This is a genomic window from Stenotrophomonas sp. 115C5 (assembly GCF_056861055.1).
On record NZ_JBSPUQ010000007.1, the window covers coordinates 113,022 to 137,103 of the forward strand.

A 24,082-nucleotide genomic window follows, 5' to 3' on the forward strand; every position below is an offset into this window, starting at 1 on the left:
GGCTACCAGCCCGCCCCGCCACCGCCAGGTTGGCGGGGTTCTTGCCCCCAGAACGCTGAATTGACCATTAGCAACAATAAGTTACGCAACAGCATCATTCACGTTGCATTTACTTTACGCCCAACATACACTCCGTTAACCGAAGCATAACAAATGGGGGTCAAACAGTATGCGCAGTACCAACCGCCTAATTTCGCCAAGCCGCCTTCCGCTCGCCCTGGCAGTGGTCGCATGTCTTCAAGCAGCACCGGTTCTGGCCCAGGAAGCAGCACAAAAGGAAGCCGCGGCGTCAAGCGCCTCCCCTGAAAGCAAGAAGGCGACCGACCTTGACAAGGTAACGGTCACCGGCTCACTGATTCGCCGTGCCGACTATGAGACCACCTCCCCGGTCTTCACCATCGACACAGAACGAAATGCGACCCAGGGACAGGTAAACGTCGCTGAGTTCCTGCAGAAGTCGGCCATTGGTGCCGCAGAAACCCAGATCACCAACCAGTTCGGTGGCTTCAACACCAACGGTGGTACCGGCGTACAGACCTTCTCGCTGCGTGGCCTGGGTGCCAACCGCACGCTGGTTCTGCTGGACGGCCAGCGCCCGGGCCCGGCAGGTACTCGTGGCGCCGTCGGGGCCTTCGACCTGAACGTGCTGCCGACTGCTGTGCTGCAGCGTGCCGAGATCGTGAAGGATGGTTCGTCTTCGATCTATGGTTCCGACGCCGTTGCCGGCGTAGTCAATCTGATCACCAAGAAGCACTTCGATCGCCCGGAACTCACCGTGACTGGCCGCGTGCCGACGGAAGGCGGTGGCGAAGTGTTCTCCGCCTCGCTGGCCAATGGTTGGAACTTCGAGAAGGGCAGCATCGTCGCAGCCGTCGAGTGGTACAAGCAGAATGAACTGACCCGCGGCGACCGCGACTACTTCAAGTGCGCTGAAGATCTGGTCTGGGACGCAGATGGCAACCGTATCGATCGTGTCGACCGCTCGATCATGGCCAACACCAATCTGGGTGGCTGCCAGAACATGCTGCACAACGTCGTGGACGTGACCAACAACCGTGTCACCACCCGCTACGTGCCCAGCCCGGACGGCTCCACGGTGGGCCCGTTCCCGGGCTACCGTCCGCGTGCCAACCAGACCTATGCCAACGGCAATCCGATTGCCACCTATGAAGAGCCCAACAACTTCCTGGGTTACGGCAAGTCCCACATCGTCAACAAACAGGAACGCAAGTCGGTCTACTTCGCGACCGACTTCGGCTTCGATTCGTTCAACTGGAAGACCCAGTTCCTGTACAACAACCGCACTACTGACAACTTCCAGTGGCGCCAGTTCTTCCCGACTGTCCGCCTGCCCGGCAGTGCCACCGCAACGGCACAACCAGTCATGCCGTTCAAGAGCATTTCCAACACGGAAGTTGACTACTTCTACTTCGCCAACAAACTCGATGGCCTGATCAAGGGCACCGACACCTGGGCCTGGGAAGTCAATGCCAACTACACCCGTTCCAACGGCAAGTACAGCACCCTTGGCATCCGCAACTCGATAAGCGGTGACCTCGGCCGCCCGGGTGCAGGTACCACCCCGGCAGCCAATTACTTCGACCCCGGCTACCTGAGCGGCGCCAAGGTCGATGAGCTGATCGGCATCCTCGGCGTTTGGGCCAACGGCAAGACCACTTACGATCAGACCACCGTCAACGCGGTGTTCAGTGGTGAACTGTTCGACCTGCCGGCGGGTGCGTTGGCTACTGCGGTGGGCTTCGAGTACCGCAACTACAAGATCGACGACAGGCCGGCGCCGGAGAACTACGATCTGTGGGGTTCGACCACAGCCGATCGCACGAAGGGCGATGACAAGGTCAAGGAAGCGTTTGTCGAGTTCGACATCCCGTTGCTGAAGGGCCTGCCCGGTGTTGAATCGCTGTCGGCCAATGCTTCTGGCCGCGTCTTCAAGTACGACTCGATCTCCGGCTCGGACAACGTGTGGAAACTCGGCCTGAACTGGCAGATCATTCCCTCGCTGCGTCTGCGCGGCACCATCGGCACGTCCTACCGCGCACCGGGCCTGTACGAAATGTACCTGGGCAATCAGACCGGCTTCCTGGCGCAGACGCAGATCGATCCCTGCATCCGCTGGGGTGAAAGCAACAACACCCGCATCCAGGCCAACTGTGGCGCGGCAGGCATCCCGGCCGACTACACCGCCGCTGGCAACTCCAGCGCTACCGTGTATACCCGCGGCGGCAAGGACGGGAACCTGACTCCGGAAACCTCGCGCGCGCGCAGCGTCGGCCTTGTGTTCACGCCTTCGTTCGCCGACCTGAGCATCGCCATCGACTACTTCGACTACGAAGTGCGCGATCAGATCACCTCACTCGGTGCGTCCTCCATCCTGCAGGGCTGCTACGAATCGACCACCTATCCGAATCGTTACTGCGACCTGCTGCGCCGCAATCCGAGCACCAGCGCGAATGCGAACATGGTGACCGAGGTGTATGCCCAGTACCTGAACATCAACCGCCAGCGCACCCGCGGCTGGGACATGACACTGAACTGGGATCATGAGTTCAGCTTCGGCAAGTTCTCGCTGGACTCGCAGATCACCTACACGGTGGAAGACACCGCAGAGCTGTTCGACAGCGCGGCTGCCAGTGGCCTGTCCTCGTCCGACCGTCTGGGTGACCTGGGCCGTCCGGACCTGGTTGGTAACCTCGGTTTGAGCCTGAAGCGTGGTGACTGGACCTACAACTGGTTGACGCAGTACATCGCCCAGACCAAGGATCCAGATCTGGACGAGAAGTTCACCTACCAGAACCGACCGAACTCCTACCGCGATACCACCCTGGAGAGCCGCTTCTACCACACCGCTTCGGTCAGCTACGACCAGGCCGACTGGCAGATCCTGGTGGGCGTGGCGAACGTGCTGAACACCAAGCCGCCGCTGATCTCCAGCAGCGTCTACTCGTCGCGCTACGGCAACACCTACCCGTTCGCCACCCAGTACGACTACTACGGCCGCACCCCGTTCGTGCGCCTGAAGTACAAGTTCTGATCCACGCCTGATCGCAGCACCCCGACAGACCCGGCTTTTGCCGGGTCTGTCTTTTCCGGGCAACGAAACGGCCCCCTTGCGCCCGGCCATGACCTTCGACACCCTTGCAGGGCAGGCCGGCGGCGTATTGTTCGGCCCACGGCCGTCCCCGCGGCCCTTCCCTGACTCACTCGGCCTGGAGGCCATCAAAGTGACCCGTACTCCCAAGATCGTGCTGCTGACCCTGGCCGTTTCGGCCGCGCTGGTCGGCTGCGGCAAGAACGAAACCCCGGCCAAGGACGCCACCGCCTCCACGCCGGCTGCCGCCGAAGCCACCCAGTACACCCTGGACGAGAGCAAGCTGCCGGCCTACAACGCCTTCCAGCCCAGCGATCTGGATGCCAGCAAGGACGCCTGCGGCGCCTTCGGCGACTACGTGAACAGCAAGTGGCTGGCCGCCAATGAAATTCCGGGCGACCGCACCAGCTGGGGCGCGTTCACCATCCTCGACGAGCGTTCGGTGGCCGTGCAGCACCAGCTGGCTGAACAGGTCGCGCAGGTCAAGAACCCGAACCACATTGAGAAGATCGTCGGCGACCTGTGGGCCACCGGCATGGACGAAGCCAAGATCAACGCCCAGGGCATCGAGCCGCTGAAGGCCGACCTGACGGCAATCGATGGCCTGCAGGACAAGGCCGCCATCGCCGACTACCTGCGCAGCAGCGCGGCCAAGGGTGACAACGTCCTGTTCGGCTTCGGCGCCGAAGCCGACTTCAAGAACTCGGCCGTCAACCTGGCCTACGCCAGCCAGGGCGGCCTGGGCCTGCCGGACAGCACCTACTACACCGATGCCAAGAACGCCGACAAGCTGAAAGCCTACCAGGCGCACGTCGCCAAGGTGCTGGAGCTGTCCGGCGTCGCCGCTGCCGATGCTGCCAAGCAGGCCGAGGACGTGGTCAAGTTCGAGACCCGCCTGGCCAAGGCCTCCAAGTCGCGCGTCGAGCTGTCGCGCAACGTCGAGCTGTACTACAACCCGGTCACCCTGGCCGACGCCGACAAGCTGACCCCGAACTTCAGCTGGACCGAGTTCTTCAAGTCGCAGGGCGTGGCCGCACCGGAGAAGTTCTCGCTGGCCATGCCGGCCTTCCATGAGGAAGTGAGCAAGGCACTGGGCGACACCGATCCGTCGGTGTGGCGTGCCTACCTGCGCTTCCACACCGTGGACAGCGCCTCGCCGTACCTGGCCGACGCCTTCGTGCAGGAGAACTACGAGTTCTACGGCAAGACCCTCAACGGCCAGAAGGAACAGAAGCCGCGCTGGAAGCGCGTGCTGGGCACCATCGAGAACGATGCCGGCGAAGCCTTCGGCCAGCTGTACGTGAAGGTTGCCTTCTCGCCGGAAGCCAAGGCGAAGATGGAAGAGCTGGTGAAGAACCTGGCCGCCTCGCTGAAGGAACGCATCCAGGGCCTGAGCTGGATGAGCGATGAAACCAAGGCCAAGGCCATCGCCAAGTGGGAAACCTTCACCCCGAAGATCGGTTACCCGGACAAGTGGCGTGACTGGGCGGGCCTGCAGACCCAGCGCGACAGCTACCTGGGCAATGTGCGCGCGGCCAGCGAGTTCAACTACAAGTTCAACCTGTCCAAGATCGGCAAGCCGGTGGACAAGACCGAGTGGGGCATGACCCCGCAGACGGTCAACGCCTACTACAACCCGCTGCAGAACGAGATCGTGTTCCCGGCCGCCATCCTGCAGCCGCCGTTCTTCGACCCGAAGGCCGATGACGCGCTGAACTACGGCGGCATCGGTGCGGTGATCGGCCACGAAATGACCCACGGTTACGACGACCAGGGCGCACGCTTCGGGCCGACCGGCAACATGGAAGACTGGTGGACCGCCGCTGACAAGAAGAACTTCGAAGGCCTCACCGGCAAGCTGGTCAAGCAGTTCGACCAGTACAAGGTCGACGGCCAGGCGGTGAACGGCCACCTGACCCTGGGCGAGAACATCGCCGATCTGGGTGGCCTGGCTACCGCCTACGACGCGCTGCAGAAGGCCTCCGCCGGCAAGGAAGATGCAAAGGTCGATGGCTTCACCCGTGACCAGCGCTTCTTCTTCAACTGGGCTACCGTGTGGCGCACCAAGTACACCCCGGAAAACGCCAAGGTCCGCCTCGCGACCGACCCGCACGCGCCGGCGCAGTTCCGCGCCATGGGTGCGCCGTCAAACCTGCCGACCTTCGCCGCGGCATTCCAGTGCAAGGCCGGTTCGCCGATGGCCCGCACTGGCGAGCAGCAGGTGGTGATCTGGTAAGCCACGGCTGACGCTGTTGCAGACCTGCAGAGGCCCGGGAATTCCCGGGCCTTTGTTTTTATAGGGAGTCTTTCATCCACGCATGGTGTGGATCCACTGTGCCTGTGCACGCCCACGCCGTTGGTAGATGCCGACCTTGGTCGGCGCACGGCACGGCGGAGCCTCCGTGATGCGTGCATGCCGCGTCGATGCCCGGCTTGCTATAGTGCGCGCGCCCTCAATCCATCACGGATTCGTTCCACATGCCCAACTTCCGTCCGCTTGCCATCGCCCTGGGCATCAGCCTGGCGACCCTGGTCCCGACCCACGACGCGTTCGCTGCCAAGAAAAAGGCTGCGCGTGCCCCGGCTGTCAGTGCCCAGTGCAGCGACTTCTATGACGCCACCAATGCAGGCTGGCTGAAGGCCAACCCGGTGCCGCAGACCGGCGCCACCACCGCGCTGGGCCAGCTGGTCGACCGCAGCCGCCAGCAGCAGCGTGAACTGCTCGACGCCGCGATGAAAGCGCCGCAGGGCAACGTGCAGAAACTGCTGGGTGACTTCTGGGCCAGCGGCCTGGACGAAGCTGCCGTGGAAGCAGACGGCTCCAACCCGATCGCCCCGCTGCTGACCCGCATCAATGCCATCAAGAAGGCCAAGGATGTGCCGGCGTCGATCGCCGCACTGCACCAGGTCGGCATCCCGGTGGCATTCAACTTCGGCCCGGACGTCGATCTGAAGGCGCTGGACCGTCACATCGGCTACTTCATGCAGGGCGGCATGGGCCTGCCGGACCCGGCGTTCTATACCCGCACCGACGCCGATACCGTGGCGTTGATGGGCCGCTATCGCAACTACGTCAAGCAGATCCTGGCGCTGACCGGCACCCCGGCGGCCAAGCTGGATGCCGAGTCGCAGGCGGTGATCGCGCTGGAAACCGAGCTGGCACGCAATGCGCAGTCGCTGGCAGGCATCAACAACCCGTTCAACAACTACGCGCCGATCTCCACCAAGGAGCTCAACAGCCGCTACCGCAACCTGCAGCTGGATGCCTTCCTGAAGGCACAGGGCGTGGACGACGACCTGGTCTCGCTGGCCGACCCGGGCCTGTTCAAGCAGCTCGACGGCATGGTCACCAAGCTCAAGCCGGACCAGTGGAAGGCCTACCTGCGCTGGCGCGTGGGCGACTCGATGGCACCGTACCTGTCCAAGGCCTACCGCGACGCCGAGTTCGAATTCCGCGGTCGTGTGCTGCGCGGCGAGACCCTGCCGCCGCAGCGCTGGGAAGACGTGCTGGACGCCATCAACGTTGCCGCCGGCCCGATGGTCGGCCGCGAATACGCCTCCCGTTACCTGTCGGCCGAAGATCGTCGCCAGGCGGCGTGGATCGTCGACAAGGTGCGCGAAGTGCAGATCGAGGCGGTGAAGAACAGCAGCTGGATGAGCGCGGAGGCCAAGACCGAAGCGCAGGCCAAGCTGGCCGCGCTGAAGATCGAAATCGGCACCCCGCTGCGTGACCTCGACTACAGCGTGCAGCCGATGGGCCGTGGCTCGTTCGGCGGCAACATGCTGATTGCTTCGACCTGGCGCCATCGCGAGGAAATGAAGCGCATCGGCAAGGGCAACGCCGACCGTCGCTGGGACGTGCTGCCGCAGCAGCCCTCGCTGGCCTACGACCTGGCGCAGAACCGCCTGATCGTCACCGCGGCGATCCTGCAGGGCCCGGTGTTCAACGCCAAGGCCGACGCCGCCGACAAGTTCGGCAGCTTCGGTGGCCTGGTCGGCCATGAGCTGACCCGCGCGATCGATGCCAAGGGCGCGCTGGTCGACGCCAAGGGCGAGCTGCGCAGCTGGTGGACCCCGGCCGACAAGACCGCCTGGACCCTGCTCGGCAGCCGCGTGGCCGCGCAGTACAGCGCCTACGACTTCCCGGGCGTGAAGGGTGCCAAGGTCAACGGCACGCTCACCCAGGAAGAGAACCTGGCCGACATCGCCGGCCTGGAACTGGCCTGGGCCGCGTACACCGCGCAGGAGCCGAAGGCCAAGCAGGCCCAGCAGCAGGGCTTCTTCCGCGCGTGGTCGGCGTTGTGGGCGCAGCAGCTGTCGCCGAACGAGGCCGTGCGTCGCCTGACCGCCGACATCCGTGCACCGGGCCTGTGGCGCAGCAACGGCACGCTGGCCAACCTGCCGGCGTTCGGCGCCACGTTCAGCTGCAAGGCCGGCCAGCCGATGCAGCGCAGCGAAGCCGAGCAGATCAAGGTCTGGCGCTGAACCCGCTGCCATACGGATGATGCAGAGGGCGCCTTCGGGCGCCCTTTTTTTGCGGGTGCAGCACGATCCCGGGTTAACACCCGGCGTGCTATCGCTGCGACTTCGTCCATCGCGGAGCCCCGACATGGCACACAAGAACACGATCTGTGTCTGGTACGACAACGGCGCGCTCGAGGCCGCCACCTTCTATGCCAGTATCCTGCCCGACAGCGCGGTCACCGCCGTGCATCACGCACCCGGCGACTATCCCGACGGCAAGGAAGGCAATGTACTGACCGTCGAATTCACCGTCTGCGGCATCCCCTGCGTCGGCCTCAACGGCGGCACCGCGTTCAAGCACAACGAAGCCTTCTCCTTCCAGATCCAGACCGAGGACCAGGCCGAGACCGACCGCCTGTGGAATGCGATCGTGGGCAATGGCGGCCAGGAGAGCCAATGCGGCTGGTGCAAGGACCGCTGGGGCATTTCCTGGCAGATCAGCCCGCGCATGTTGATCGAAGCGGTGACCAGCAAGGACAAGGCACTGGCCAAGCGCGCCTTCAACGCGATGATGCCGATGAAGAAGATCGACATCGCCACCATCGAAGCGGCGATCAAAAAAGGGGACGGAGGGAATTAAGTCGTTTCTCCCCATTACCGCCGGCCCTATGCGAATTGCGACTTAATCCCCTCCGTCCCCTTTTCCCGAGGTGCTGATGTCCTGGGATGCAATCATCATCGGCGGTGGCCACAACGGGTTGGTCTGTGCAGCCTATCTGGCACGCGCCGGCAAGCAGGTGCTAGTGCTCGAACGGCGTGGTGTGCTCGGCGGCGCCGCGGTCACCGAGGAGTTCCATCCCGGCTTCCGCAACTCGGTGGCGTCGTACACGGTGTCATTGCTGCAGCCGAAGGTGATCGACGACCTGCAGCTGCATGCGCATGGGCTGCGCATCGTCGCGCGCCCCGTCAACAACTTCCTGCCATTGCCGGACGGCCGCCACCTGTTGTCGGCGCCCGGCCGCACCCAATCCGAGGTGGCGAAATTTTCCGAGCGGGATGCACAGCGCCTGCCCGCATATGAAGCGCGACTGGAGATTTTCGCCGACGTGCTGCGTGCGTGGGCCCTGCGTACACCACCGGACCTGGGCGTGGCGGGTGGTTGGCGCGCACTACCCGCACTGTGGCAGATGGGCCGTCTCGGCCGCGAACTGGCAGCGCTGGATGCTTCGCTGCGGCAGGAACTGCTGGACCTGTTCACGCTCTCAGCGGCTGAATACCTGGACCGCTGGTTCGAGAGCGAGCCGATCAAGGCGCTGTTCGGCTTCGATGGCATCGTCGGCAACTATGCCAGTCCATATACACCGGGAAGTGCCTACGTGTTGCTGCATCACGTGTTCGGCCAGTGCAATGGCGTGAAAGGTGCCTGGGGCCATGCGATCGGTGGCATGGGCGCGATCAGCCAGGCCATCGCCGCCGCTGCACGCGAGGCCGGCGCGGAACTGCGCGTGGATGCCGGCGTGCAACGGCTGCTCATCGAGGCCGGCCGGGCAGTCGGCGTAGTGTTGACCAACGGCGAAACCCTGCACGCACGCGCGGTGATCGCCAACGTCAACCCCAAGCTGCTGTACGAGCAGTTGCTGGAACCGGCGCAGGTACCGGCGGCGACGCGTGAGCGGATGGCACACTGGCGCTGCGGTTCCGGCACGTTCCGGATGAATCTCGCGCTGTCGCGGCTGCCGGACTTCCGCGCCCTGCCCGGCCCCGGCGATCACCTCAGCGCCGGCATCATCCTGGCGCCCAGCCTGGACTACATGGATCGCGCGTGGCTGGAGGCGCGGCGCGACGGCTGGTCGCGCGAACCGATCGTGGAGATGCTGATTTCCAGCACACTGGATGACTCGCTGGCGCCAGCGGGGCAGCACGTCGCCAGCCTGTTCTGCCAGCACGTGGCGCCGGTGCTGCCCGACGGACGTCACTGGGATGATCATCGTGAAGCAGTGGCCGATCTGATGATCGCCACCGTTGAACGGTATGCGCCGGGTTTCGCTGACAGCGTGCTGGGCCGCCAGGTCCTGTCACCGCTGGACCTGGAACGCACCTTCGGCCTCGTCGGCGGCGACATCTTCCACGGTGCGCTCAGTGCCAACCAGTTGTTCTCGGCGCGGCCGATGGTTGGCCAGGCCGGCTATCGCGGTGCCCTGCCCGGGTTGTATCTATGCGGGTCGGGTACCCATCCCGGTGGCGGCGTGACAGGGGCGCCTGGGCACAATGCCGCGCAGGTGGTGTTGCAGGATCTGTAGAGCCACGCCATGCGTGGATGCGCACGTACCCGCCGCATGCATGACCTGCCATTGGTGGGTGCCAACCTTGGTTGGCACGAAACGACAGGGATGATTGCCAACCAAGGTTGGCACCTACCCGCGTGGGAGAAGCTGTGCCGACCAACGGTCGGCACCTACAGCGTCAAATGATCCTTCGGATCATTTGACGCTGCGCAGATGGTTCGGGCGCTTCGGCGGGCCGGGCGGGCGACGCTTGTTGAATGGCGGCTGCCCGCGCCAGTAGCGGATCAGCAGCCAACCGAACAGCATGCCGCCCAGATGCGCGAAGTGGGCCACGCCCGGCTGCCAGCCGGTCATGCCCAGCACCAGCTCACCCACACCGAACAGGATCACGAAGGTCCGTGCCTTCATCGGGATCGGCGGGAACAGCAGCATCACCCGCTGGTTCGGGAACAGCATGCCGTAGGCCAGCAGCAGGCCGAACACGCCGCCGGAGGCGCCCAGTACCGTGGCCGGATTCTCCAGCAGGGTACCGACCAGCAGCTGGCAGACACCGGCGCCAGCCACGCACACCAGGTAGTACAGCAGGAAGCGCTTCTCGCCCCAGGTCTGCTCCAGCGGCGCGCCGAACATGAAGACCGCCAGCATGTTGAAGAACAGATGGCCGAAGCTGCCATGCAGGAAGCCATAGGTCAGCAGCTGCCACGGCTGGAAGTTGCCGCCCGGCGAGAACGCATCGAAGCCCTGCTGCAGCGGTTGCAGCATGAACGGCTCGAAGGTCTGCATGCCGAGCAGGAACGGCTGCTGCAGCAGGAACAGGATCGCGTTGGCGATCAGCAGGGCCTTGGTGACGGTAGGCAGTCGCGGGAACATGGGAGCACCGGCATGGAACGGCCTCCATCATAGCCGCAGCACCGTGTGTTGTTGGCGACCGGCAGGCGCAGCCTGTTCAGTCGCCAGCGGTGCTCAGCCCGGGCCCCACACGGCGGCATCCAGCGCCGCGGCCGGATCGGTGGCCGGCATCCGCACCCGGCCGTTCTCCACCACCACACCTTCGGCACGCAGCCGTTGTGACTGCTCGCGCCAACCAGCCGACCCTTCTTCCATGGCAATGCGCCCGTCCGAACGCAGCACGCGATGCCAGGGCAGGTCGGGATCGTCGTTCTGGCCGAGGATGCGCGCGGTCAAGCGCGCACGCCCCGGCAGGCCGGCACGCATCGCCACCTGGCCATAGCCCATCACCTGCCCCGCCGGGATGGCGCGGATCACCGCCAGGATGCGCGCACGCGCCTGCTCCGGCGTCAGCGCCGCAGGCGGGTCACCAGCAGTACGCCGATCAGCACCAGCACGGTGCCGGCGATCTGCGCCGGCCCCATCGGTTCGTCGAGCAGCCATAGGCTCATCACGATGGTGGAAACAGGGCCCAGCATACCGACCTGCGCGGCCAGCGACGAACCCACGCGCTGCACTGCCAGCATGATCGCCAGCACCGGCAGTACCGTGCACACGGTGGCATTGACCAGCGACAACCATTGCACCGGCGCCGGTGCCTGCCACAGCAACGGCAGCGGATGGGTCACCGCGAAATGCAGCAGCACCAGCACGCTGGCCACGCAGCTGGCGTAGGCGGTGAGCCGCACCGCACCGATGCGCGCGACCACCTGGCCACTGCCGAACAGGTACAGCGCATAGCTGAGCGCACTGCCCAGCACCAGCAGGCTGCCGACGATGATCTGCCCGCCCTCGCGCTGCAGATCGTGGCCGAAGGCGAGCAGCACGCCCAGATAGCTCAGCACCAGCGCACCGATCTGCCAGCGGCCCGGCCGCTGCCGTGCCAGCAGCACGTTGATCAGCAGCACCAGGGTCGGGTTCAAGTAAAGAATCAGCCGCTCCAGGGTCACGCTGATGTACTGCAGGCCCTGGAAATCGAGCAGGCTGGACAGGTAGTAGCCGGTGAAGCCCAGCCACAGCACGCGGGCGCGGTCGGCCCAGGACAGCGGCTCTGCCCGGCGCGCAGCCCACAGTGCCATCAGCACGAACAGCGGCAGCGCCATCAGCATGCGCAGGGCGAGCAGCGTGGTGGCATCGACGCCGTGGCGCAGGCCGAGCTTGACGATGATGGCCTTGCCGGAGGCGGCGATGGCGCCGATCGCGGCCAGGCCGATACCCCCCAGCGCGATGCGCGGGGAAGCGGTGGCGATACGGGAAGCGGGGCTGGACATCAGGACGACGGCGGGCCGCATAGGGCGGCCCGGAAACGCATGGGGGCGCCCAGTATCGCATGGGGGCGCCAGGTGCCCTGTAGAGCCGAGCCTGCGCTCGGCTGCACCATGTCTGCACGGAATGCAGCCGAGCATAGGCTCGGCTCTACAACCGCCCAGGTCAGCGCATCAGCACCACTTCCTCGGCCGAGGTCGGGTGGATCGCCACGGTATCGTCAAATTGGGCCTTGGTCGCGCCCATCTTCACCGCCACCGCGAATCCCTGCAGGATCTCGTCGGCCGCTTCACCCAGCAGATGGATGCCTACCACCCGCTCTTCCGGGCCCACGCAGACCATCTTGAACAGGCTGCGCTGGGTACCGTTGGCCAGCGCCTGCAGCATCGGGCGGAAGCGGCTGTGGTACACGCTCACCTGATCGAAACGTGCGCGCGCCTCTTCTTCGCTCATGCCCACCGCGCCCAGCGGCGGATGCGAGAACACCACGCTGGCTACGTTCTCATAGTCCATCTTCGACTGCGGGCGGCCGCCGAACAGGCGATCCATCAGGCGCCGCGACGCGGCCACCGCCACCGGGGTCAGGCCAACCTTGCCGGCGATGTCACCCACCGCATGCACGTTCGGCACGCTGGTGGTCTGCCATTCGTCCACCTGCACCTGCTGGTGCTCACCGATGCCGATGCCGAGCGCTTCCAGACCCAGACCACGGCTGTTGCCGCGACGGCCGGTGGCGAAGAACACTGCATCGAACACGCTGTCGAGCGGACCATCATGGCCGAATGCACGCACACGCTCGCCATCGCGCTGCAGTTCCCGCAGGCGATAGCCGAAATGGATGCGCACGCCCTGCTGCTTCAGGTTCTCGGCCAGCTGATCGGTCAGCTCGTAATCGAAGCGCTCCAGCAGCCGCTTGCCGCGCACCAGCAGGCTCACCTTGCTGCCCAGTGCCTGCAGCAACCCGGCCAGCTCCACCGCGATGTAACCGCCACCGATGATCGCCACCTCGGCCGGCGCCGCGCGCAGATCGAAGAAATCATCGGAGACCAGACCCAGTTCCGCGCCGGGAATGTCGGGCCGCAGCGGGTGCGCGCCGGTGGCGATCAGGATGTGCTCGGCGCTGTAACGCACACCATCGCTGCAGGCCACGGTGTGCGCATCGAGCAGACGACCGCGCGCCGGAATGCGCACCACGCCGGTTTCATCCAGGCGCTTGTGGTAGCTGGTGTGGATGTTGCTGATGTAGGCCTGGCGGTGGATCACCAGTTCCTTCCACGACAGCGCCGGGCGCGCCTCGACATTGAAGCCCATCGCACTGGCCAGACCGATGCGCTCGTGCAGGTCTGCCGCCAGCCACATGGCTTTCTTCGGCACGCAGCCGACATTGACGCAGGTCCCGCCCAGTTCGCCAGGCTCCAGCATCGCCACGCGCTTGCCGTGCTGCGCGGCGCGGATCGCACCGGCCAGGCCAGCGGAGCCGCCGCCAAGGACGATCAGGTCGTAATCATAGGGTGCAGTGCTCATCGGAATCGCTCGGGTCGGTAAGGGGCAGGATCGATCGCCGGCGTGCGGCCGCAGACGAGATCGGCGATCAGCTGGCCGGTGCCGGCACTCATGCTGATGCCGAGCATGCCATGCCCCGCTGCAAGCCAGACGTGAGGATGTGCGGGCGCGCGGCCGATCAACGGCACATCGTCCACGCTCATGGGACGCCAACCGCACCACTTCTCCTGCAGCTGCGCACCACGCGGCGCGCGCAGGTAGTGGTCGGCAGCGTGCTGCAGGGGCTGCAGGCGGGTCGTGCGCAGCTGCGGGTCGGCACCGGCGAATTCCATGGTACCGCCCAGTCGCAGTGCCTCGCGCCAGGCAATCACGAACACGGAATGGTCCTTCAGGACCACCGGGCGCTTCGGCACCTGAGACGGTCGCGACCAGGTCAGTGAATAGCCCTTGCCAGGCTGGATCGGCACGCGCAGGTCCAGTTGCCGCGCCCAGCGCGGCGACCACGGCCCGGTGGCCAGGACCAGTTCACGTGCGTGCAGCGTGCGTTCACCGACGTGCACGCGCACACCCTGCGCGTCGGCGCTGAAATCCTGCACGTCCGAGTGCTCTTCGATCAGCACGCCCTGTGCGCGCAGCACGCGCGCCAGCTCGGCGGTGTAGCGGTCCGGACGCAGCTGCGCATCGCCGGGGAAGTGGATCGCACCGGCAAGGCGATCATGGAACGCTGGATTGTCGCGCGCGTAGTCGGCGCCATCGATGCGCACCGTGGCGATGCCCTGCGCGTTCAGCGCCTCACACTCGGCTGCATGGTGATCGAAATTGCGGGCGTCACCGAACACATAGTCCAGACCGCGCGTCTCGAATTCGCAGTCCAGCGCATGCGTCCGCACCCACTGCGCCAGGCGCAGCCGAGAATCATTCAACAGAGCGCCGCGTGCCCGCGTGGAGTGCAGCCAGTCACGCGCGTTGCAGCGCGCCCCGAACTGCAGTAGCCAGCGCCACAATGCAGGGTCCAGGCGTGTACGGACGTACAGCGGCGCACGCGGATCGAGCATCCAGCGCAGCGCCCGCAACGGCACACCAGGCGCTGCCAGCGGTGGCGCGTGGCTGGGGGTGATGGTGCCGCAGTTGCCATGCGAGGTCGCGCCGCCGATGCGCCCACGGTCGATCACCCGTACCTGCCGCCCCTGTGCGCGCAGCGCAAGCGCGGCGGCCAGCCCAATGGCACCGGCGCCGACCACGATCACATCCTCGCGCGCGCCCTGCATCGATCAGCCCTGCCCGGCCTCGCGCCGCATCGGCGGCCACTGCCGGTAGGTCATGGCGCGCCACAACCATTCCATGGGCCCGAAACGGAAGTGGCGCAACCAGGCGTGCGAAAGGGCCACCTGCACGGCAAACAACAACAGTGCGAACAGCAGCTGCACGCTGCGTGGCATCATTTCGAACGCGCCCAGGCCGTAGTGGTAGAACAACCAGGTGCACAGCAGCGACTGGCCCAGGTAGTGGGTCAACGCCATACGCCCGACCGGTGCCAGCCAGGCCAACCGCGCACGCCAATGCACGATCCACGCCAGGTAGCCCAGGCACATCGGCAGGCCACCGATCGTCACCAGTGCCATTGCGGCGGTCACCGGCAGATTGTAGGCACCCGGTGCCAGGTAGGGTTTCCAGGCAACACCGATCAACGTGACCAGCAGGCCCAACGGCAGCGCAATCCAGCGCAGCGTCGCGTACAAGCGCGGGAAGCGCTCCGGCGCCGCCAGCGCACCACTGCCGGCAAACCAGCTGCCGATCAGGAACATGCCCAACACCTCCGGGCCGGTGATCAGCAGCGCGCCCATCGACGTGCCAAACTCGCTCAGCCGCTGCGCATTGGCCTGCATCCAGCTGCCGTGCCCGTACACCAGGCGCTGCAGATCGATGCTCTGCTGCGCGTCGGCGAGCATCTTCTGCAGGTCTTCCGTCGAAGCCATGGACACCATCGCGCCCACCAGCAGCATCATCGCTATACCGCCGAGGTAGACCGTCACGCCCATCCACGGCAGCCAGCTGCGCGGCGCCTCGCGGCAGGCCAGCAGCGGCAACGAGACCAGCGCGTACATCACCAGGATGTCACCGGACCAGACCAGCAGCGCGTGGCACAGGCCGATCAGCAACAGACCAGCGCTGCGGCGCAGGTAGAACGGGGTGAAGTCGCGCCCGGCCGCCTCGGCGCGCTGCGCCATCACCGCGAAGCCGGCGCCGAACAGCAATGAGAACAGGGTGAAGAACTTGCCCTGCACGAACACGTAAACGAACGCATCAGCCCAGTAGTCGATGCCCTGCCAGTGCGTGTCGATGCCGGTGAAGGCCAGATCCAGCGGTCCGCTGAAGGCCTCGATGTTCATCAGCAGGATGCCCAGCAACGCCGCACCGCGCAGCACGTCCAGTATGGCGATGCGTTCGCCGGAAGCCATCGGCTGCAGGGAAGGAGAAGCGGCGTTCACGGGGCATCCGTCAGGCAGGTCCGCCATTATGCCGCTGGCCCGCATGCCATGGATGGCCGCGTCGTGTTCCAGAAACGCAACGGCCCGCCGAAGCGGGCCGTTGCTGCCATCACGATCGCGCTGCGATCAGTGGTGGTGGCCGCCGTCGCCGTGGACGTGGCCGTGGTCGATCTCTTCCTTGCCGGCTTCGCGCACGTCAACGATTTCGACGTCGAAATGCAGGTCCTTGCCAGCCATCGGGTGGTTCAGGTCGACGTCGACGACGCTCATGCCGACCTTCTGCACGGTCACCGCACGCGGGCCGAAGTTGGTCTGCAGCACGACCTGCTGGCCCGGGGCCAGCTTGGTGTTGCCGAAGTGCTTCTTCGGCACGCGCTGGGACAGGCCCTCGCGGCGCTCGCCGTAGGCATCGGCAGCAGTGACGTCGACGCTGAAGGTCGCGCCGGCTTCCTTGTCCATCATGGCGTTTTCCAGGCCCGGGATGATGTTGCCGTGGCCGATCAGGATCGCCAGCGGCTCGCCGCGGTCCTTGGACGATTCGATCGGCTCCTGGCCGGCTTCGGAAACGGTGTAGTGGAAGCGGACAACGCGGTCTTTTTCGATCTTCATGCGCAACTCTGTCTGGATCTGCCGAAGGCAGGCGGGTTGGGGCGGGTTGTCGCCCGGCGGGGACGCCGCCATCATGACGGCCAATCCTAAGGTGGCGCATTATCCGGAGATCATGCACATCACGCCAGTTTCGTCCGGCCTGCGCCGGCTCCTCGCCCCGGCCCTGCTGCTGGCCCTGCCCGTGCTGATGACCGCCTGCGGCGGCGGCAAGGCCACCCGCCCCGCGCCCCCCCCGCCGACGGCGAACTGGCCCAAGACCGTGCCGGACAACCCCGAGGCGGCCAACTCGGTACTGATGCGGGCCATCAGCCTGGTCGGCACGCCCTACCGCTACGGCGGCAACACCCCGGATTCCGGCTTCGACTGCAGCGGCCTGGTGGCCTATGTCTATCGCGAGATGCTGGACCTGAAACTGCCCCGCACCTCGCGCGACCTGGCGGCGGTACAGGGCCCGAAGATCGACCCGCAGCGCCTGGCCACCGGCGACCTGGTGTTCTTCGGCAGCCGCGGCAGCGTCACCCATGTCGGTATTTATGTGGGTGAAGGGCGCTTCGTGCACGCGCCGAGCACCGGCGGCACGGTACGCCTCGACTCGCTCAGCGGTCCCTACTGGAAAGACCACTACACAGGGGCGAAACGCGTCCTTCGCTAAAATGAACAGGCGATATGTTCAAAACTGTGACGGACATCACCATGCAACTAACGAATTACTAACGGAATTTTTAACTTATCCGCGCTTTTACAGGGCATGATGCCCCATCGTTTTTTTCCTGTGACCGACGCGTGACGACTGACGACCTGAAAAGCGAAGGCCAGACTTCCGTATCTTCACGTAGTGCCCGCCCGCTGTTGCTTGGCCTGGCACTCTGTCTGACCAGCCTTCCGGCCTGGTCGCAGACCGCTCCGAACCGTTCCTCCGATGTGACCCCGGCCCCGGTGGCCGAGAGCACCGCCCGACCGGCCGCCAAGGCCGAGGCTGCCGCTCCGCAGCGCAGCCGCGTCGACGCCGCCGCCAGCGCCACGCTGGCCGCCCTGCTGCCGCACCTGGCCGCCAACGACACCATTCCGCTGATGGACCGCTCGGCCGTGGTGGCCGGTGACCTCAGCCGCCTGCTCGCCAACTACGACACCAGCAGCGCCGCCAATGGCAGCGTTGTCGGCACCGCCGCCGATAACGGCAAGGTGCAGTCGCTGCTGCGCCGTGCGATGACCCTGCTGGGCACCCCGTACCGTTGGGGCGGCAGCAACCCGGACAGCGGCTTCGACTGCAGTGGCCTGGTTGGTTACGTGTTCCGCTCGGCGCTGGGCATCGAGCTGCCGCGCGTCTCGCGCGAAATGGCCCACGACGACAACGCCGAGCTGATCAACGACCGTACCGCGCTGGCGGCGGGTGACCTGGTCTTCTTCGGCCGCAAGGGCCGCGTCGACCACGTCGGCATCTATGTCGGCGATGGCCGCTTCCTGCACGCGCCCAGCTCGGGCAAGGACGTCCGCGTGGACACCCTGCTGAGCGGCTACTGGGGCAACAAGTTCATGCAGGCCCGCCGGGTCGACCTCTGACACACCCGCTGGCGCCTCCGCGCCGCCTGATGCGAGAAGCCGCTGCCCTGCAGCGGCTTTTTTGTTTGCGCCCCCGGTAGGGGCCGACCTTGGTCGGCACAGCGCCGCCTGCCCTGGTGGGTGCCGACCGTTGGTCGGCACTGCCTCCATCCACGCATGGCATGGATCTACCAGGGGCCCACCTTGGCCGGCACCGCGTCGGCCATCTCCCAAACAAAAGGCCCGCCGGTCTGGGCGGGCCTTTCATCTCCACGCAACCTCAGGCACGTGGCGGTGTCGGGTCCGGATCGTCCACCCCGACATTGCTGGACGGATTGTCATACACAGCCTGGTCGAGCAGCCCGGTCTCCTTGGCCACGATCACCGGCACCAGCATCTGGCCCGTCACATTCGTCATCGTGCGCATCATGTCCAGGATGCGGTCGATGGCATACAGGTAGCCGATGGTCTCCAGCGGCAGGTTGGCCGCGCTCAGCACCACCGTGGCCATGATCACCGCAGTACCCGGCACGCCGGCGGTACCGAAGCTGCCCAGCACCGAGGCGATCAGCACCACCACGTACTGTTCCGGGGTCAGCGGCACACCGCTGTACTGCGAAATGAACACCGCGCACAGCGCCGGGTAGATCGCGCCGCAGCCATCCATCTTGATGCTGGCGCCCAGCGGCACCGCGAACGAACCGTAGTCCTTGTTCACACCCAGGTTGTGGGTGATCGAACGCAGCGCCACCGGCATCGCGGCGAAGCTGGACGAGCTGACAAACGCCACCTGCATGCCCGGCGCGGCGCCACGGAAGAACTTCAGTGGGTTCAGGCCGTGCGCCAGCAGCAGCGCGCTGTAGACCACCACGATGTGCAGGGCGCAGGCCACGTACAGCGCCAGCACGAAATGACCCAGCGGCAGCAGCTTCTCGAAGCCGTAGCTGCCGACCAGGCCAGCGATCAGGCCGAAGGTGCCGATCGGGGTGACTTCCAGCACGAAGCGGGTCACCTGGATCATGATGTCGCTCATCTGGCCGACCAGCTTGCGCGCCTCGGTCACCTTCTCGCCCAGCTTGACGATGGCGAAACCGACCAGACCAGCAAAGAAGATCACCGGCAGGATCGAGCCACGGCCCGCGGCCAGCACGGTTTCACCGGCGGCATTGACCTTGGTGCCGATGCCGGACAGCGCATAGAAGACATTGGCCGGCACCACGTCCAGCAGCACCTGCACCACGCTGGGCACTTCGCGCGGCACGTAGTTGCTGGCCATCGACAACTGCAGGCCACCGGCGCCGGGCTGCAGCACCGTGCCTACGGCCAGGCCCACGCACACCGCCAGCGCGGCGGTGATCACGAACCACAGGAAGGTGCGGCCACTGAGCGCGGCGACCGACTTCTGCCCGTGCAGCGACGAGATCGCGTTGATGACCGCGAAGAACACCAGCGGCACGGCGATCATCTTGATCAGGGTGACGTACAGCTCGCCGAGCGGGCCGAACCACGTCTCCGCGGCCGGGCCGAGCGCCCAGCCGGCCAGCGCGCCGAGCACGAAGCCACCGACCACGCGCTGCCAGAATGGAATCCGCAGCCAGGCAGAGACCAGCTTCATAGGCAATCCAGAGGGGAAGGAAGGGATGCTGGCACGATAGCCCAACACGGCCCGCAGAACGACCGCCCGACCGGCAAATCAGTGTGTCATCGGCGTGCCTTGCGGGGCCGGGCATAATGAACGTCCCGTTACAGTTTGTGAGATCCCAGCGTCCATGCGCCGTTCCGTCTCCCTGTTGGCCGCCTGCGCCACCACCCTGCTGCTGGGCGCCTGCGCCAGCACCACCCCCGCCACTGCCCCGGCCGGCCTGAAGGTCGCCGTCGACCCCGTCGCCCATCCGGCCGGTGAGACCCCGCAGTGGTGGTACCGCAGTGGCGCCGCCCAGGCCGCCGCCAACGGCGCGATGTCTGGCAAGGCCAAGAACGTCATCCTGTTCCTCGGTGACGGCATGAGCCTGACCACGGTGGCCGCCTCGCGCATCTACGAGGGCCAGCAGAAGGGCGGCTCCGGTGAAGAGAACCTGCTGTCCTGGGAACGCTTCCCGGCCACGGCGTTCAGCAAGACCTACAACACCGATTCGCAGACCCCGGATTCGGCCGGCACCATGACCGCCATCACCACCGGCGTGAAGACCCACATGGGCGCGATCGGCGTCAGTGCCGGCAGCCGCACCGATTGTGCCGACAGCCTGTCCAAGGGCCTGCTGACCTGGCTGCAGCTGGCCGACAGCGCCGGCCTGGCTACCGGCGTGGTATCCACCGCGCGCCTGACCCATGCCACCCCGGCCGCCACCTACGCGCACTCGCCCGAGCGCAACTGGGAGAACGACACCGGCCTGACCGACGCGGCCAAGGCCGCCGGCTGCAAGGACATCGCCCAGCAGCTGCTGTCGACCTCGCGCTATGGTCGCGGCCCGCTGGTCGCCCTCGGCGGTGGCCGCGGAGAATTCACCACCGTGGAAGAGCGCGATCCGGAGTACGACGACAAGGTCGGCCAGCGCCTGGATGGCCGCAGCCTGGTGCAGGAATGGCAGCGGGCCCATCCGCAGGGCGCCTACGTCTGGAACAGCAAGCAGCTGGCCGCCGCCGCCAATGCGCCGGCCATCCTTGGCCTGTTCGAGCCGGACCACATGCGCTACGAGTACGAGCGACCGCAGGATCCGGGCGGTGAGCCGAGCCTGGCCGAACTGACGGCTGCGGCGATCAGGAATCTGTCGAAGCACCAGGAAGGCTACGTGCTGATGATCGAAGGCGCGCGCATCGACCACGCCAACCACAGCGGCAACGCCTACCGTGCACTGACCGAGACCGTGGCCCTGTCCGATGCAGTGCGCGTGGCCAACGAACTGACCTCGGCCGACGACACCCTGATCATCGTCACCGCCGACCACTCGCACACGCTGAACTTCGTCGGCTACCCGGCACGCGGCAACCCGATCCTGGGCAAGGTGAAGGACAAGGGTGGCGAAGATGGCGCCGGCAAGCTGGATTACGCGCTGGACGGCACCGGCCAGCCGTACACCACGTTGAGCTACGCCAATGGCCCGGGCCATACCGGCAGCAGCAACCAGCAGCCGGCCGGCCCGAAGCGCTACCCGCACAACCCGAGCAGCTTCGAACCGGCCAACGGCCGCCCGAACCTGCGCGAGGTCGACACCGAGCATCCGGACTACATGCAGGAAGCACTGGTGCCGATGAAGTCCGAGTCGCACGGCGGTGAAGACGTCGGCATCTGGGCACGCGGCCCGGGCAGCAAGGCGATCCGCGGCACGCTGGAACAGAACGCGATCTACCACATGATCGTGCAGGCCACCCCGGCCCTGCGCGAGCGCCTGTGCCAGGCCGGCACCTGCGACGACAAGGGCGTGCCGGTGCAGCTGCCGGCGCCGACGGCCTTCGAACGCAAGGCCGAGGCCAAGTGATCGCACGGCAGGCCCGCCCTGCGCCTGCCAGCGGCCGCTTCGCGCGGTCGCTGGCCCTGCTCGGCGTGCTGGCCAGTGCCAACGCGCTGGCGCAGGCACCGGCGTGCAAGCTGCTGACCGACGAACACGGGTTGTGGCCGCTGCCCAACTGCGAAGTGGTCGACCACCGGCCGAAGATCCAGCCGGACACCCTGAAAGACCTGAACTTTGATGACCACGGCCTGGCCGTGGTGTATGCCGACCAGGGTTTCCACTACGTCGACCGCAAGGGCCGCAGCCTGCCGGTGCTGACCTGGGACAACGGCCCGGAGATACCGGAAGAAGGCCTGCTGCGCGGCCGCGTCGGTAATCGCGTGGGCTACTTCGATCTGACATTCCGGCAGGTGGTGCCGGGCACCTTCGATTTCGCCTGGCCGTTCCGCGACGGCGTGGCCGAGGTCTGCAACGGCTGCCGTCGCGGCACGCCGGATGCCGATGGCCACACGCCGATGGAAGGCGGAGAGTGGTTCCGGATCGACCGCTCGGGTCGTCGGGTGAAATAGGGTTTTCGGCAGGGCTGCTCCCTGCACCTGCAGACGCAACGGCAACAGCAACGACCGAAGCAACAGCAACAGCGTGCATTCCGTGGGATGGCGAGGCACTGTGGGTTTGCGGGGACGGCGCAAGTACGTCCATGTAGCCTTGGTCGCCGCATCCATGCGGCTCACACCCCGCAAACCCACAGTGCCCCGCCTTCGACAGTTTTCCGGCGCCCAGTAGATCCACGCCACGCGTGGATGAAATCTGGCAGATATCGAGTTGAATCCGGGGTCAGATCCGTTTTCCTTCGGAAAACGGATCTGACCCCAAGAGCAATTACCCCGTGCTCCGACAGAACGCGGCCAACTGTCGAAGGCGGGGTGGGTCCGGTTGCGGGGGCGTGAGCCGCATGGATGCGGCGACCGAGCTTACATGGACGTACTTGCAGCGGCCCCCGCAACCGGACCCACCCCGCCATCCCTCAGGAAACCAGCTTCTGCTGTTGCTTCGGCTCTTGCCGTGGCCGTGGCCTCTGCAGGTGCAGGGCGCAGCCCTGCCACGTAAACCCCACCCTATACTTGCCGACGTGACTGCCTTCCCTGCCCTCGTTCCGCTGGATGCGCCGCTACTGGTGGGCTACAGCGGCGGTGTCGACTCAACCGTGCTGCTGCACTGGCTGTGGCGCTGCGCCCAGGCCGCCGGCACCGCGCTGCGTGCGGTGCACGTACACCATGGTCTGCAGCCAGCAGCCGACGACTGGGTACGGCATTGCCAGCAGCAGTGCGCAGCACTGGGCGTCGAGCTGGCCGTGCGCCACGTACAGATCGACGACACCACAGGCCTGGGCCTCGAAGGCGCAGCGCGCGAAGCACGACGTGCAGCGTTCACTGCTGAACTGCGCGAAGGCGAAACACTGGCACTGGCACAGCACCAGGACGATCAGGCCGAGACCTTCCTGCTGCGCGCGCTGCGCGGCTCCGGTGTCGATGGCCTTGCCGCGATGGCCGATGACAGTCAGCTCGGTACGCACCGCCTGTGGCGTCCCTTGCTGCACGCACCGCGCACCGCACTGCTCGACTATGCCCGGCAACACGCGCTGCGTTGGATCGAGGATCCCAGCAACGCCGAAGACCACGCCGATCGCAACTTCCTGCGCCTGCAGGTACTGCCACTGTTGCGCCAGCGCTGGCCGCACGCCGCCGCCGCGTTGGCCGGCAGCGCCCTGCATTGCCGGCAGACCCGCGAACTGCTGGATGAGGAAGATGCCGAACTGATCGCGCACCTGGAAGTGGCACCGCGCGTGCTGTCGCTGCAGTTGCTGCGTCAGGTGTCACCGGGACGCGCCGCGCGCGTGCTGCGCGCCTGGGTGATCGGCCATGGTGCCGCCCCACTGCCGGCCACGGTGCTGCAGCAGGGCCTGGACGAACTGCTGCCGGCCGGCAACGATCGCCAGGCGCGGGTACGCTGGCACGATCACGCGATCCAGCAATGGCGCGACCACGCCTACCTGCTACCCGCGCAGCTGCCATCGCTGCCCCGCGCGTGGCAGGCCGAATGGGATGGGCATGCCCCCCTGCCGCTGCCCGATGGCGGCCAGCTGCGGCTGCAGGGCGCCGCCGCCTTCGAGCGCCCACTGCAGGTCCGTGCACGCGTGGGCGGTGAGCGCATCCTGCTGCCCGGTCGCCAGCATTCGCACGCATTGAAGGACTGCCTGCAACGCGAACATCTCGCCCCCTGGCGACGCGCGCAGCTGCCGCTGATCTTTGATGGCCCGCAGTTGCTGGCAGCCGCCGACGTGGTCATCTCCGCGCCACTGCAGGCCTGGTTGCAGGCCCACCAGGCACAGCTGCAGTGGCGTCCCGGCGGCTGGTGAAT

The 24,082-nt window shown here is 66.2% G+C and carries 18 protein-coding genes; 10 read left to right on the plus strand and 8 right to left on the minus strand.

The window, feature by feature from the left end:
• Positions 1-169 precede the first annotated feature (169 nt).
• The 5 genes from AC13FN_RS10975 (at position 170) to AC13FN_RS10995 (ending at position 9,873) form a co-directional block, all read left to right on the plus strand.
• Positions 170-3,052 (plus strand): TonB-dependent receptor plug domain-containing protein, encoded by a 2,883-nt coding sequence (locus AC13FN_RS10975; protein ID WP_043401138.1) that lies wholly within the window; start codon positions 170-172, stop codon positions 3,050-3,052.
• Between the two features lie 190 nt (positions 3,053-3,242).
• Positions 3,243-5,345, plus strand: a complete 2,103-nt coding sequence (locus AC13FN_RS10980) for a M13 family metallopeptidase (protein ID WP_043401163.1) — start codon at positions 3,243-3,245, stop codon at positions 5,343-5,345.
• Between the two features lie 242 nt (positions 5,346-5,587).
• Positions 5,588-7,594, plus strand: a complete 2,007-nt coding sequence (locus AC13FN_RS10985; RefSeq protein ID WP_054172248.1) for a M13 family metallopeptidase — start codon at positions 5,588-5,590, stop codon at positions 7,592-7,594.
• A gap of 124 nt (positions 7,595-7,718) precedes the next feature.
• Positions 7,719-8,213: a VOC family protein gene (locus AC13FN_RS10990; protein ID WP_054172249.1), complete on the plus strand. Its 495-nt coding sequence runs from the start codon at positions 7,719-7,721 to the stop codon at positions 8,211-8,213.
• A 76-nt stretch (positions 8,214-8,289) separates the two neighbouring features.
• Complete coding sequence (locus tag AC13FN_RS10995; RefSeq protein ID WP_054172253.1) at positions 8,290-9,873, plus strand: phytoene desaturase family protein; 1,584 nt, start codon at positions 8,290-8,292, stop codon at positions 9,871-9,873.
• Between the two features lie 180 nt (positions 9,874-10,053).
• Here AC13FN_RS10995 and AC13FN_RS11000 read toward each other — a convergent pair whose 3' ends face one another.
• From AC13FN_RS11000 to AC13FN_RS11030, 7 genes are all read right to left on the minus strand, one after another.
• Positions 10,054-10,728 carry a rhomboid family intramembrane serine protease gene (locus AC13FN_RS11000; RefSeq protein WP_005410509.1) on the minus strand — a complete coding sequence of 225 codons (675 nt, stop codon included), beginning with the start codon at positions 10,726-10,728 and terminating at the stop codon, positions 10,054-10,056.
• A 93-nt stretch (positions 10,729-10,821) separates the two neighbouring features.
• Positions 10,822-11,160, minus strand: a complete 339-nt coding sequence (locus AC13FN_RS11005; RefSeq protein ID WP_224329410.1) for an MGMT family protein — start codon at positions 11,158-11,160, stop codon at positions 10,822-10,824.
• Entirely contained in the window at positions 11,157-12,077 is a 921-nt protein-coding gene (locus AC13FN_RS11010) for a DMT family transporter (protein WP_029550870.1), read from the minus strand. The genes AC13FN_RS11005 and AC13FN_RS11010 overlap by 4 nt, the downstream gene beginning before the upstream one ends.
• Positions 12,078-12,237: 160 nt before the next feature.
• Complete coding sequence (gene gorA / locus AC13FN_RS11015) at positions 12,238-13,596, minus strand: glutathione-disulfide reductase (RefSeq protein WP_217013904.1); 1,359 nt, start codon at positions 13,594-13,596, stop codon at positions 12,238-12,240.
• Positions 13,593-14,843, minus strand: a complete 1,251-nt coding sequence (locus tag AC13FN_RS11020; RefSeq protein WP_478415143.1) for an NAD(P)/FAD-dependent oxidoreductase — start codon at positions 14,841-14,843, stop codon at positions 13,593-13,595. The genes gorA and AC13FN_RS11020 overlap by 4 nt, the downstream gene beginning before the upstream one ends.
• A gap of 3 nt (positions 14,844-14,846) precedes the next feature.
• Positions 14,847-16,091, minus strand: a complete 1,245-nt coding sequence (locus AC13FN_RS11025) for a DUF418 domain-containing protein (protein ID WP_197602068.1) — start codon at positions 16,089-16,091, stop codon at positions 14,847-14,849.
• 99 nt (positions 16,092-16,190) lie between these two features.
• Positions 16,191-16,673, minus strand: a complete 483-nt coding sequence (locus AC13FN_RS11030) for an FKBP-type peptidyl-prolyl cis-trans isomerase (RefSeq protein WP_049436806.1) — start codon at positions 16,671-16,673, stop codon at positions 16,191-16,193.
• A gap of 73 nt (positions 16,674-16,746) precedes the next feature.
• Between AC13FN_RS11030 and AC13FN_RS11035 the strand changes: the two genes are divergently transcribed.
• Together AC13FN_RS11035 and AC13FN_RS11040 are read left to right on the plus strand one after the other, a co-directional pair.
• Positions 16,747-17,325, plus strand: a complete 579-nt coding sequence (locus AC13FN_RS11035; RefSeq protein ID WP_065428014.1) for a C40 family peptidase — start codon at positions 16,747-16,749, stop codon at positions 17,323-17,325.
• A 131-nt stretch (positions 17,326-17,456) separates the two neighbouring features.
• Entirely contained in the window at positions 17,457-18,233 is a 777-nt protein-coding gene (locus AC13FN_RS11040) for a C40 family peptidase (RefSeq protein ID WP_049436807.1), read from the plus strand.
• Between the two features lie 259 nt (positions 18,234-18,492).
• On the opposite strand, the gene AC13FN_RS11045 is transcribed toward AC13FN_RS11040, so the two are convergent.
• Positions 18,493-19,827, minus strand: coding sequence for a dicarboxylate/amino acid:cation symporter (locus tag AC13FN_RS11045; protein WP_049409184.1), 1,335 nt, complete (start codon positions 19,825-19,827; stop codon positions 18,493-18,495).
• A 154-nt stretch (positions 19,828-19,981) separates the two neighbouring features.
• Between AC13FN_RS11045 and AC13FN_RS11050 the strand changes: the two genes are divergently transcribed.
• The 3 genes from AC13FN_RS11050 (at position 19,982) to tilS (ending at position 24,080) form a co-directional block, all read left to right on the plus strand.
• Positions 19,982-21,688 carry an alkaline phosphatase gene (locus AC13FN_RS11050; protein WP_482984864.1) on the plus strand — a complete coding sequence of 569 codons (1,707 nt, stop codon included), beginning with the start codon at positions 19,982-19,984 and terminating at the stop codon, positions 21,686-21,688.
• A complete protein-coding gene (locus AC13FN_RS11055; RefSeq protein ID WP_180836327.1) occupies positions 21,685-22,230 on the plus strand; it encodes a WG repeat-containing protein in 546 nt (181 codons plus the stop codon). The genes AC13FN_RS11050 and AC13FN_RS11055 overlap by 4 nt, the downstream gene beginning before the upstream one ends.
• A gap of 563 nt (positions 22,231-22,793) precedes the next feature.
• Positions 22,794-24,080, plus strand: coding sequence for a tRNA lysidine(34) synthetase TilS (gene tilS / locus AC13FN_RS11060; RefSeq protein WP_049437336.1), 1,287 nt, complete (start codon positions 22,794-22,796; stop codon positions 24,078-24,080).
• Positions 24,081-24,082: the final 2 nt, after the last annotated feature.